Origin of the sequence: Paenibacillus sp. FSL R5-0636, from assembly GCF_037974255.1 — a bacterium.
GTDB lineage: Bacteria > Bacillota > Bacilli > Paenibacillales > Paenibacillaceae > Paenibacillus_AQ > Paenibacillus_AQ odorifer.
This window is the reverse complement of sequence record NZ_CP150232.1, coordinates 6503735-6515930: the sequence shown is the minus strand read 5'-3', so window position 1 is coordinate 6515930 and position 12196 is coordinate 6503735. Positions and strand designations below refer to the sequence as shown.

Below are 12196 nucleotides of genomic sequence, written 5' to 3'. Positions count from 1 at the left end.
TATTTCTCGCTTAAAAGCTCACCGTCCTTATATGGACGCTAAAGGCGTTTATACTTGTAAAAAGGGGCCTTGATCACTACAGCCTTAAGCTGCTTGCCGCGTATCTCTACGTAAACCTCTGTGCCTATTTCACTGTAAGCAGCATCAATCAAAGCCAACCCCAGGTTCCGTTTCAGCGTAGGGGACTGTGTTCCGGTTGTGACCTCACCAATCTTAACCCCATCTGCCCAAACAGGATAATGGGAGCGTGGAATGCCTCGATCAATCATTTCTAGGCCGACAAGGCGACGGGGAATCCCAGCTTCTTTTTGCTGTATTAGTGCATCGCGTCCGATAAAGTCTATTTTGTCCAGCTTCACGAAGAACTGTACTCCTGCTTCAAGCGGGGTGATGTCAGCGGATAGCTCCTGACCGTACAGTGGTAATTTTGCCTCAAAACGCAGGGTATCCCGTGCACCCAGTCCAGCAGGTGTTAATCCGTGAGGCGCGCCTGCAGCAAGCAGTCCGTTCCATAACGTTTCTGCACCTTCCAGCGAAGCGTAGATCTCGAAGCCATCTTCACCGGTATAACCCGTACGGGAGATAAGTACCTCTACACCGCAAACGGTGGCGCGTTCGATGAAATGGAAAGGCTTGAGTGTTGAAATAGGAGCATCAGTAACTTCCGCGAGAATGGTCTCTGCCAGAGGACCCTGCAAGGCGAGCAAAAGCGTCTCGTCAGAGACATTAGTGAGCGTGACTTCGCCGAATTCAGAGGTCAAATGCTCTTGCAGCCACTGGAAGTCTTTGTCGATGTTGGAGGCATTAACGACGAGCATATAATGCCCTTCGCTTAGGCGATACACGAGTAGATCGTCGACAACTCCGCCATTTGGATAACAGAGCAGTGTATATTGTGCCGCACCATCCGTGAGACGGCTGACATCATTGGTTGTCATTTTTTGCAAAAAGGCTTCTGCACCGCTCCCAATCACCATGAATTCACCCATATGCGAGACATCGAACAGCCCAGCCTGCTGGCGAACGGCTTCATGCTCTTTTACGATACCTGTAAACTGTACTGGCAGCTCCCAGCCACCGAAGTCAATGCATCTGGATTCCGCATAAGCGGAATAGAGATCATAAAAAGGTGTTCTTCTCAAAGCATCCATGTCGTCACTCCCCTTGATCTGATCTGATTACATACGAAAAAAGGACAGGCAGAAGCAATCATGCATAAATGCACAAATCGCTTTCTGCTCTGTCCTTTGTACCTGAGAGTTACCCTGCCGTAACTAGCTTGCAGGTTTCCCCGTTGGTGATCTGACGCATCTAGCCTTGCGTCTGATGCTCTCCAGAGATACGTCCGACAAAGGTCCTTTTGCCTGAGAGATTCACCCCTGTTAGGGCTTACTCCTTCGGCGCCGTCTTCAAGTGAGACAGTCTCTCCCTATGCCATCATCCGCAACTATATTTATTTCAAATATAAGAAAGTATATGGTTCACATTATACATTATCCTTATATTTCTCCGAGAAACGGTTATTGTCTATAAAAAGACGACAACGTCGTTTCTTCTTGTATGTCTCCATTAAACGGGTATAGTCGGGCGCTGTCAACAAGAAAACGTCGAAAAAATGACAAATTTAAATTTCCTGTTAGTAATATTGACATTGTGAGCCGGGATAACTTAGGCTATAACTAAATTTAGAACTCCAAATTGGAAATGAGGCGGCTTGAAATGAGTGAAGTATTAGACAACCTTCTTTACAGCGAAGAGCATGAATGGGCACAGCAAGTAGAAGGACGAGTAGTACGTGTTGGGATTACGGACCATGCTCAGCATTTATTAGGCGACATCGTATTTGTTGAGTTTCCTGAGGTAGGATCAACCATTTCGGCCGGTGACAGCGTAGGCAGTATCGAATCCGTTAAGACGGTATCGGAATTGTATTCGCCCGTCTCTGGGACGGTTACCAAGGTGAATGATGGATTAGAAGCTAGTCCGGAGCTTATCAATGATCAGCCATATGGCGGGGGTTGGATTTTTGAGATTGAAGTTGATGGAGAATATGCTGATGCTGTAAAAGGTCTGTTAGATGCAGCCGGTTATAGCGCGTTAGTTGCTGAATAATTGGAAATTGGGGACGGGAAATAGTCTGATCAAGTGTGATGTTTTTAGCAGCAAGTTTCTGTGATTTGGGGACTTGCTGTTTGTGTTTCTTATGTAGATTGTGCGAGTATTCGTAAACTCAATCGAATGGTTTGAGGGTCTAGTGGAGTATGGAATTAGGGAAAACCTCCCTCATTTTAGACGATTATAGCGTGAGAGTTAGGATTTTAGGGAATTCCTCCCTAATTATCTCGGTAAAACCACTATATCAGACTAAAAAGAGTAATAATCAGGGAGAAATTCCCTCATTCCGCGATTGGATACGATATTAGGTGAAAAATCAGGGAGGTTTTCCCGAATTAAATTAGGTGAAACCCCATTATTGGTCAATGTGGCAATTGAAATGGCCTTAGCCGCCGAACTTAGCTCTGAGCACAAACAACTATATTTTTATTCCACCTCTTGAAGCTGTCGAAGGACAATGATCTCTACGCGTCGATTTTTCTGTTTGCCTGCTACCGTAGTATTATCTGCTGTTGGTCGGGTATCGGCATAACCTGCATATTGAAAAGTGTCCGGGTTCAGTCCTTCATTATCTAAGAAAAAGCGCAGCACAGAAAGCGCACGAGCACCCGATAGCTCCCAATTGTCGTTATAACGTGAAGCTGATGACACTGGTGTATTATCCGTATGTCCTTCAATGCTGATCGTTGCCCCGATATCTTTGAATAAGCCAGACAACTGCTGAAGAGCAGGAAGGGCTGGTGACTTCACATCTGCTTTACCCACATCAAAAAGAAAACGGTCGCTGAGCGTGATTTCTATGCCCTGCGGTTTGTCGGCTACAAATATTTGTTCACCGAGATTATTCTCCTCCACATAGTGGGTGATCACACCCATTAACTCAGCAAGCTTCGCCTCTTGTTCTCGAAAAGCCAACTCCCGTGCTGAAGGTGTTTCATTCTCCGTTTGTTTATCAGAACCGTCATTTGGTTTTGCAGTTGCGTTCGCATTCCCATCTGTACTCTCTGGTTTGTTGTCAGGGGTCTTTCCAGCATCTAAAATACCATCTCCGCCTTCAAGAACAGTGCTGCTCGACTTGAAAGTCTGGGATAAAGAGCCGGTTACGATATTGTATTTGTCAGTGTCCAGGCTGCTCATCGCATACAATATAACGAAAAATATAAGTAAAAGCGTAATTAGATCTGCGTAAGTAATCATCCAACGATCACGGCTTTCTCGATTCTCTACCCGCCGTTTGCGCCGGTCTCTTTGTCTCATATAAAACCTCTTGCTTCTGCACGGTCATCTGTGGTGGTATCTGAAATGAAGGAGTTCAGTTTTTTACGCACCAGCAGCGGATGATCCCCGTTTTGTAGAGAAAGAATGCCTACTAGCAGCATCTCCATGCTATGCAGCTCACTTTGGCTGCGGGATTTGATTTTGGAAGCAATGGGTAAAAATATTAGATTAGCGATGGCTACTCCGTACAGTGTTGCAGTGAACGCTACTGCGATAGAGGTACCTAGATTTGATGGGTCTGTAAGGTTGCCCAGTACCCTAATGAGTCCCATAACTGTACCGATGATCCCCATCGTTGGAGCATATCCGCCAGCGGCTTCAAAAATCTTGGCGTAGCTTTCATGCTTCAATTCTTTCGCATCCATTTCCAATTCCAAAATCTGTCTTACCTGCTCAGGGTCAGTGCCATCGACGATAAGCAACAGTCCTTCGCGCGTAAAGGAATCGGGATGTGCTTCCGCTTGTTTTTCGAGCATTAAAACGCCGCCGCGGCGGGCCACTGTGGCCATTGCGATAAGCTCTTCTGCCTTCTCTTCATCACGTTCAGGATTGCGGCCAAAAGCCATGCGCAGAGCGGTGGGAATGGAGCGTAGCTTAGCTGCCGGGAAGCTGATCATTACGGCGGCAATCGTACCTCCAAATACAATCAAAGCTGCATTAAGCTGCAGCAGTCCGGAAAGGCTTCCGCCTTCCCAGAGGTAGCCGCCGATTAGCGCAGCCAGTCCGGCCACTAGGCCGATTATTGCGGTAATATCCATGCTTCAAGCTCCTAACATTTCTGTGTATTATGGTTTGCATCGATCTAAGCAACACTGTATAATGAACGGGAACACATATTCTTATCTTCCATATTTTTTACTATCGTATGGAGAGAGAAGATTCAGACAACAATTATAATATATTAATCTAGTTTAGACGATAGAGGGGAGACGGGCAAATGAGTGATATTGTCGTCAGTACGAAGACTTTTGAATTGGAGTCCGAGTATACACCCCAGGGCGATCAGCCTCATGCCATAGATGAATTACTACAAGGCATCCGGCAGGGTAAGAAGCACCAGACGCTGCTGGGAGCGACAGGTACAGGGAAGACCTTTACTGTCGCGCAAGTTATTTCCAAATTAAATCGCCCCACGCTGGTTATTGCGCATAACAAGACACTGGCTGCCCAGCTGGCAAGTGAGTTTAAGGAGTTTTTCCCGAATAATTCGGTAGACTATTTCGTCAGCTACTACGACTATTACCAACCAGAGGCGTACATTCCCTCCTCCGATACTTATATTGAGAAAGATTCCAGTATTAACGAAGAGATTGATAAACTTCGCCACTCCGCGACAAGCTCCTTGTTCGAACGGCGTGACGTTATTATTGTAGCGAGTGTGTCTTGTATTTACGGTCTCGGTTCACCAATGGAATACGGAAGCTTGCTGTTGTCCTTGCGGGTTGGGATGGAGAAGCCGCGCAATGAGATTCTGAGCAGACTGGTGGATATTCAATACCAGCGCAATGATATCAATTTTGTACGCGGAACATTCCGTGTACGTGGTGATGTGGTTGAAATCTTCCCGGCATCTCAGGGTGAACATGCGATTCGCGTTGAATTGTTTGGCGATGAGATTGAGCGGATCACTGAAATTGATGTTTTAACGGGTGAATTGATCGGTGAACGCGACCATGTCGCCATTTTTCCGGCTTCTCACTTTGTTACCAAGGAAGAAACGATGCGTGTAGCAATAGTCAATATTGAACGGGAGCTGGAAGAGCGGCTGACCGTGCTTCGTGACGCAGGCAAGCTCCTGGAAGCGCAACGTCTGGAACAACGGACACGTTACGATATTGAGATGATGAAGGAAGTGGGTTTCTGTTCGGGGATCGAGAACTATTCCGGGCCGCTAACCTTCAGGGAGCCAGGAGCAACTCCATATACGTTAATGGATTATTTTCCTGATGATATGTTAATTGTCGTAGATGAATCCCATGTTACCCTTCCGCAAATTCGGGCGATGTATAACGGTGACCGGGCGCGTAAGACAGTGTTGGTAGAGCATGGTTTCCGTCTGCCTTCTGCACTGGATAACCGTCCGCTTCAGTTCGAAGAGTTCGAAGATAAAGTGAACCAGATCATATACGTCTCCGCGACACCTGGACCTTATGAAATGGAACACTGTGAAACTATGGTGCAGCAGATTATCCGTCCGACTGGGCTATTGGATCCAATCATTGAGGTTCGTCCTACAGAAGGCCAAATCGATGATCTGATTAGCGAAATCCGTGACCGGGTCGAACGTGATGAACGTGTACTCGTTACCACTTTGACGAAGAAGATGTCGGAGGATCTGACAGACTACTTTAAGGAAATCGGTATTAAGGTTCGTTATATGCACTCTGACATCAAAACACTGGAACGGATGGCGATCTTGCGGGATCTTCGTCTCGGTACGTTCCATGTACTGGTAGGGATTAACCTCCTGAGAGAAGGTCTCGACTTACCGGAGGTATCTTTAGTTGCAATTCTCGATGCCGATAAAGAAGGGTTCCTTCGTTCCGAACGTTCACTAATTCAGACGATTGGCCGTGCGGCTCGTAACTCTGAGGGTCGTGTAATCATGTATGGTGATCGGATCACTGATTCGATGGAGAAAGCGATGAGCGAAACATCGCGCCGTCGCGCCATTCAGATTGCTCATAATGAGAAACATGGCATTACCCCAACCACCATTAATAAAAAAGTGCGTGACATCATCGAGGCAACGAAGGTTGCTGAGTCTAAAGCTGATTATCTCACAGGTGTGGGTGGCAAGATGAATAAGAAAGAAAAACAAAGTCTGATCCAGCGTCTGGAAGCTGAAATGAAGGACGCTGCCAAGAACCTGCAATTTGAACGCGCGGCAGAGCTACGTGACGCATTGCTGGAGCTTCGGGCTGAGTAACAAACCATTAATGCATCACCGATATTTAAAATAGGTATTGAACGGTGCTGTCCTAGACCGTTCTTTTTGAATCAATAGAGGGTCGCGTATCCAGTAATGTTTATGGCACTTAAACGTATCCCGCAGGGACAGCGCCCGCAATGTACTTGGCACTTACGCGTATCCCGTAGGGACAGCACCAGGCAATGTACTTGGTACTTATGCGTATCCCGCAGGGACAGCACCATGCAACGTCTATGACAGTTGCATGTACCTGTCTTTAGTTAGTGCGGTAACGTCCAAGTGGTCCCGTAGGGATAAGCGCTCTGAGCATTATAGTCACTAAGTTACGTCCCACCATACTCCTTCTCCAGAAAATGCGGGTGTCCAGAGGGTGCAACCCTTGGGGCCCTCCCTTGGAAGGGAGGGTTTGGGAGGGATCGAAAGGCTTTGAAAAGGCTTTGAGAATATTTTGAAATAAAGTTGAAATAGTTTTTTAAAGGAGAGGTTCCGTTGGCGAACGAAAATATTGTAATTAAAGGCGCGAGGGCGCACAATCTCAAAAACATCGATGTGACGATTCCACGTGACCGTTTCGTCGTGCTGACGGGACTGAGCGGCTCAGGTAAATCATCGCTTGCATTTGATACGATTTATGCTGAAGGACAACGGCGTTATGTTGAATCTTTGTCAGCTTATGCACGTCAGTTTTTGGGACAAATGGAGAAACCAGATGTGGATTCAATTGATGGTTTGTCCCCGGCGATATCTATAGATCAGAAGACAACAAGCCGGAACCCACGCTCCACGGTAGGTACAGTTACGGAGATTTATGACTATTTGCGGTTGCTCTTTGCACGTATTGGTCATCCCCATTGCCCAGAGCATGGTATTGAGATTACCTCCCAGACCGTTGAACAGATGGTAGACCGGATTATGCAGTATCCCGAGAAAACTCGGTTGCAGATCCTGGCGCCAATCATTTCAGGACGTAAAGGTGAGCATAAAGGACTCTTCACAGATATCTCTAAGCAAGGCTTCGTACGTGTGCGTGTGGACGGGGAACTAAGAGATCTGTCTGAGGATATTGAACTAGAAAAGAATAAAAAACATACAATAGAAGTTGTGGTAGACCGGATCGTTGTTAAAGACGATGTGGAGACCCGGCTGACGGATTCACTGGAGACGGCGCTTAAGCTTTCGGGCGGTAAAATCCTTGTGGATATCATCGGCCAGGAAGAGCTGCTTTTCAGCTCTAACTTTGCTTGTCCAATTTGTGGTTTTAGTATTGAAGAGTTGGCACCACGGATGTTCTCTTTCAACAGTCCGTTTGGAGCTTGTACAGAGTGTGATGGACTTGGCATGAAGATGGTGGTCGATCCAGACCTGCTTATTCCTGATGCTGAGAAATCCATCGAAGAAGGTGCTTTTTTAGCTTGGACTGGAAGTACTTCTAATTACTATCCGCAATTCCTAAAGTCGGTTTGTGAACACTTTAAAATTCCACAGAACGTTCCGGTAAGCAGTCTGACACCTGATCATATGAATAAATTACTGAACGGTACAGGCAGTGAGAAGGTCCGCTTCCGTTATGAAAATGATTTCGGTCAAAAGAAAGATGCGATGGTTGCTTTTGAAGGGATTATACCTAACCTCGAGCGGCGTTACCGTGAAACTGCTTCGGATGGTATTCGTGAATTTATCGAAGGGTTTATGAGTGCTAAGCCATGTCATGTATGTAAAGGTAAACGTCTGAAAAAAGAAATATTAGCTGTGACTATCAATGATCATAATATTTCTGATGTTACGGACCTTTCAATAGGAGACTGCCAGCATTGGTTTGAAGAGATAAAATTGAGCGAAAAAGAAACAGCCATCGCCAACCTCATTCTAAAAGAGATCTGCAATCGGCTTGGATTCCTTGTGAATGTAGGCTTGGATTATTTGACGCTTAGCCGTGCAGCGGGTTCGCTTTCCGGTGGTGAGGCGCAGCGTATTCGGTTGGCTACTCAGATCGGTTCAAGTCTCATGGGTGTATTGTACATTCTGGATGAGCCAAGTATTGGCTTGCATCAACGGGACAATGATCGCCTGATCTCTACGCTTGCGCATATGCGTGATTTAGGCAACACGCTGATTGTTGTAGAGCATGACGAAGATACGATGATGGCAGCGGATTATATTATTGATATTGGTCCGGGCGCAGGTATTCATGGTGGACAAGTTATGGCTCAAGGGACGCCAGAAGAGATTATGAAAGATCCAAATTCATTAACGGGTGAATATTTAAGTGGACGTAAATTTATTCCGGTTACCGCTAAACGCCGTCCTACCGATGATCGATGGGTAGAAATACGTGGTGCTAAAGAGAATAACCTGAAAAATGTGAATGTGAAGATTCCATTAGGTGTATTTACAGCGGTGACAGGTGTATCGGGTTCCGGTAAATCCTCGCTTATCAACGAGATTCTTTACAAGAGTCTGGCACGGCAGCTGAATAAGGCTGTGAAGGTGCGTCCTGGTCAGCATAAAGAAATTCGTGGACTAGAAAATCTCGATAAGGTTATTGAAATCGATCAGTCACCAATCGGGCGGACACCGCGCTCCAACCCAGCAACTTATACAGGTGTATTCGATGACATCCGTGACCTATTCTCCAAGACAAATGAGGCTAAGGTACGTGGTTTCCAAAAGGGACGCTTCAGCTTTAACGTAAAAGGCGGACGTTGTGAAGCTTGCCGTGGAGACGGGATCATTAAGATTGAGATGCACTTCTTGCCGGACGTATACGTCCCTTGCGAAGTATGTAAAGGCAAACGGTATAACCGGGAAACACTAGAAGTGAAATATAAAGGCAAAAACATTTCAGATGTGTTAGAGATGACGGTAGAGGACGCAACAGAGTTTTTTGTAAATATCCCGCGTATCCATCGTAAAATGCAAACACTGATGGATGTAGGACTTGGTTATATTAAGATTGGTCAACCGGGAACCACTTTATCCGGTGGTGAAGCACAGCGGGTAAAATTGGCTTCTGAGCTCTACCGTCGCAGCACGGGTAAAACACTTTATATTTTGGATGAGCCTACGACAGGTCTGCATGTAGATGACATTGGTCGTCTGCTTGAGGTATTGCATCGTTTGGTGGATTCCGGAGAATCGGTTCTTGTTATTGAACATAATCTGGATGTAATCAAGACAGCGGATTATATCATCGATATGGGACCGGAAGGTGGTAGCGGCGGTGGTACCGTCCTGGCAACAGGAACACCGGAGAAGATCATTACTGTCACAGAGTCTTACACAGGTAAATATCTGAAGCCGGTTCTGATTCGTGATACAGAGCGGACCGAAGCGCTTATGCTTGAGACGGCGGAAACCAAATAAACAGTAAGTAATATAACCTATGTATAAATAAGGCCTCGGTATCTTGCCGGGGCTTTTATTGTAGGTTGTAAGCAATAATTTCTTGAAGGGAAACATCTGACAACTAACAGCTAATAGCTAACCTCGTCCTCTAGAATGGAGTCAAAGCGACTTAAGGCGTTGTAGGATTATCTGGTAATTGTGCGAAAGATGGCTCATAGATATATGATGTGATATTTCTAGCAAAAGTTATACGAATTCTATAGAAAAAATGGATTTAATAATAGGCAAGGTAGGCATATGTAGGACATGTTCGTAGTAAGATTCAATGAGGAGTATTCTGTTGATAGGGTTAACAAGTAATTGATTAACGTTAGGGCCAAAAGTTCCTTGAAAACCGAATAATTAATCATCATATCACTCTATCAAATAACTGTTTGTTAGATTAGGGAAAACTTCCCTGAAAATCCGAGTTTTTAGATCATATAAGGTGAAATCCGGGAAAACCTCCCCAATTATCGGGTGAATTTACTCATATACCCGGTTTTCTAATGATTTTTAGGGAGGAATTCCCTGATAACCACAAAATGAACTGTTAATCGGACAATTTTAGGGAGAATTTCCCTAATTCTTTAAAAACCTAAATTTTGAGCTCAGAATGTTAAGTTCTAAGTTCTAAGTTCTAAGTTCTAAGTTCTAAGTTCTAAGTTCTAAGTTCTAAGTTCTAAGTTCTAAGTTCTAAGTTCTAAGTTCTAAGTTCTAAGTTCTAAGTTCTAAGTTCTAAATTTCAATTCACTGCTCAATTTATCTCATCTCTAAAGCGGTTAACGGACTTTCTATTGTAACCTTCACGACGAAAGAGTTGACTGGGCTCACAGCACTTTTCACTATGTTGCACTCAATTGTCAGTGATCAATCTCATCAATATTACGGATTTTGCAGGGATAAAATATATTTTTTGCGACAAATACATAATTTTTCTACAAAACCTATTGCATCGCCCAAATGGTAGCGATAACATAGAAGGTGATATGGGGATTACTGGATCTTGCTTGACAACATTTTTGAGGAGGTAAGGTTATGCTGCTTGCAGAAGTTGCCGCGCAAGGACCGTCTAAATTTCATACCTTTGATGTGTTTATGATTTTATTTACCATCTTGATTTTGGTCGGGGTTGTTCGACTATTGAAAGCTCCCCAGAAGAACAAATTTGCCATTGGTTTTGGAGCCGTTAGCTTGCTGGTTTTTGTGATCTCTGACTATGCCATGGTGATGCATTGGTTAAGTTAATGAAAGAACTAAATTGAACAGCTTTGCACCAAAAGACTCCTTTAACGCCATGGGCGCATTGAAGGCGTCTTTTTTCAAATAATATAATGTAAAATTTATCCATGAGCAAAGAGAGGGTCTGGTGAGGAATGAGGAGTATTGGGGAGAAGCTGGTGAAGAAAGGATTGGGTCTATTACTGTGCGGCGTAGTGCTGTCGGGAGTATGGAGTCAGTCGGTGTTTGCTTTTGATAGTACTAGTAAGGTGGTTAGTAAAGCAGCGGCAGAAGATCCGATACCTGGAATTATTAAAAGTATCACTCCCTCTGTTGTGGGCATTATCGGCAAAGATGAGAGTGGCGGGAATAGTGGCCTGGATGATCGGTACAATCTGACGCATGGCTCCGGCATCATTGTGAAATCGAACGGATGGATTATAACCAATGCTCATGTAATCAAGGATCTGCAAAATGCCATAGTAGTCACTTCGGACTCCAAAACCTACAGCGTTAAAGAAACATATCTGGATGAAGTTAGTGATCTGGCGCTGATCAAAATCAATGCCACCCATTTAAAGCCCGCCAAGTTTATTCCAGCGAATAGCAAAACAGTGGTTGGGGAGAAGGTTATTGCTATCGGAACACCGATTAGCTTTTCTCTACGAAATTCAGCGACTGTAGGCGTTATAAGTGGTCTTAACCGTGAGGTAGATGCGGCTTATCGTCTTATCCAGAGTGACACAGCGATTAATCCCGGAAATAGCGGAGGGCCGCTAGTAAATATGAAAGGTGAGGTGCTGGGAATCAACAGCCTGAAATACTCAGCGGTGGGTGTGGAAAATATGGGGTTTTCGATTCCAGCGAATACTGTGCAGTATATTATGAACCAGCTTTTAAAATATGGTGAGGTCCAGCATCCGAGTCTGGGGCTAGAGCTGGAGGCAAGCTGGTCTACGGTTGTGGGATTGCCAACGCTGGACCCGCTGTCCGTCACGAAGGTGGTGTCTTCAGAAGCACTCAAGTCAGGGATTGCTGAAGAGGACGTCTTATATAGCATCGACGGGCATCGTGTGGTCTCACTAGTTGATATTAATGAATTGTTCAAAAGCTACCTGCCGGGAGCAACTGTGCGGCTGGTTATGCAAAGCGATGGGGATATCGTCGTCCGTAAACTCGTGCTCACTCAAGGTGATCCGTTGTTAAGCGGAGATGATTATGAAGCGGATGAGGACGAGCATGCGGAAGAGTGATCAGTAAACTGGA

Annotated in this window: 8 protein-coding genes and 1 riboswitch; of the genes, 5 read left to right on the top strand and 3 right to left on the bottom strand. The window is 45.2% G+C overall.

All coding sequences use genetic code 11. The features are described 5' to 3' along the window. Positions 1-38: 38 nt before the first annotated feature. Positions 39-1151, bottom strand: coding sequence for a glycine cleavage system aminomethyltransferase GcvT (gene gcvT, locus MKX34_RS29835; RefSeq protein ID WP_038573515.1), 1113 nt, complete (start codon positions 1149-1151; stop codon positions 39-41). Between the two features lie 191 nt (positions 1152-1342). After that, a riboswitch (glycine riboswitch) is annotated at positions 1343-1441 on the bottom strand. 278 nt (positions 1442-1719) lie between these two features. Between gcvT and gcvH the strand changes: the two genes are divergently transcribed. Further along, positions 1720-2112 carry a glycine cleavage system protein GcvH gene (gcvH, locus tag MKX34_RS29830; protein ID WP_036678614.1) on the top strand — a complete coding sequence of 131 codons (393 nt, stop codon included), beginning with the start codon at positions 1720-1722 and terminating at the stop codon, positions 2110-2112. Between the two features lie 429 nt (positions 2113-2541). Here the strand turns inward: gcvH and MKX34_RS29825 are convergent, their stop codons facing one another. Both MKX34_RS29825 and MKX34_RS29820 read right to left on the bottom strand, forming a co-directional pair. Further along, positions 2542-3372, bottom strand: coding sequence for a flagellar motor protein MotB (locus MKX34_RS29825; RefSeq protein WP_076107091.1), 831 nt, complete (start codon positions 3370-3372; stop codon positions 2542-2544). Beyond that, a complete protein-coding gene (locus tag MKX34_RS29820; protein ID WP_036678620.1) occupies positions 3369-4151 on the bottom strand; it encodes a flagellar motor protein in 783 nt (260 codons plus the stop codon). The genes MKX34_RS29825 and MKX34_RS29820 overlap by 4 nt, the downstream gene beginning before the upstream one ends. A 179-nt stretch (positions 4152-4330) precedes the next feature. Here MKX34_RS29820 and uvrB point away from each other — a divergent pair, with 179 nt between their 5' ends. From uvrB to MKX34_RS29800, 4 genes are all read left to right on the top strand, one after another. Further along, positions 4331-6322, top strand: a complete 1992-nt coding sequence (gene uvrB, locus MKX34_RS29815) for an excinuclease ABC subunit UvrB (protein ID WP_036678623.1) — start codon at positions 4331-4333, stop codon at positions 6320-6322. 492 nt (positions 6323-6814) lie between these two features. Next, positions 6815-9688, top strand: coding sequence for an excinuclease ABC subunit UvrA (gene uvrA / locus MKX34_RS29810; RefSeq protein WP_036678625.1), 2874 nt, complete (start codon positions 6815-6817; stop codon positions 9686-9688). A 1059-nt stretch (positions 9689-10747) separates the two neighbouring features. Beyond that, a complete protein-coding gene (locus MKX34_RS29805) occupies positions 10748-10957 on the top strand; it encodes a DUF2759 family protein (protein ID WP_036678627.1) in 210 nt (69 codons plus the stop codon). Positions 10958-11121: 164 nt separating this feature from the next. After that, positions 11122-12183 carry a trypsin-like peptidase domain-containing protein gene (locus MKX34_RS29800; RefSeq protein ID WP_256717641.1) on the top strand — a complete coding sequence of 354 codons (1062 nt, stop codon included), beginning with the start codon at positions 11122-11124 and terminating at the stop codon, positions 12181-12183. Positions 12184-12196 lie beyond the last annotated feature (13 nt).

Bases quoted from the DNA above. Each gene is read 5' to 3' on its own strand.
- MKX34_RS29820 (WP_036678620.1), bottom strand. From the start codon at position 4,151: ATGGATATTACCGCAATAATCGGCCTAGTGGCCGGACTGGCTGCGCTA.
- MKX34_RS29825 (WP_076107091.1), bottom strand. From the start codon at position 3,372: ATGAGACAAAGAGACCGGCGCAAACGGCGGGTAGAGAATCGAGAAAGC.
- MKX34_RS29805 (WP_036678627.1), top strand. From the start codon at position 10,748: ATGCTGCTTGCAGAAGTTGCCGCGCAAGGACCGTCTAAATTTCATACC.
- gcvT (WP_038573515.1), bottom strand. From the start codon at position 1,151: ATGGATGCTTTGAGAAGAACACCTTTTTATGATCTCTATTCCGCTTAT.
- uvrB (WP_036678623.1), top strand. From the start codon at position 4,331: ATGAGTGATATTGTCGTCAGTACGAAGACTTTTGAATTGGAGTCCGAG.
- gcvH (WP_036678614.1), top strand. From the start codon at position 1,720: ATGAGTGAAGTATTAGACAACCTTCTTTACAGCGAAGAGCATGAATGG.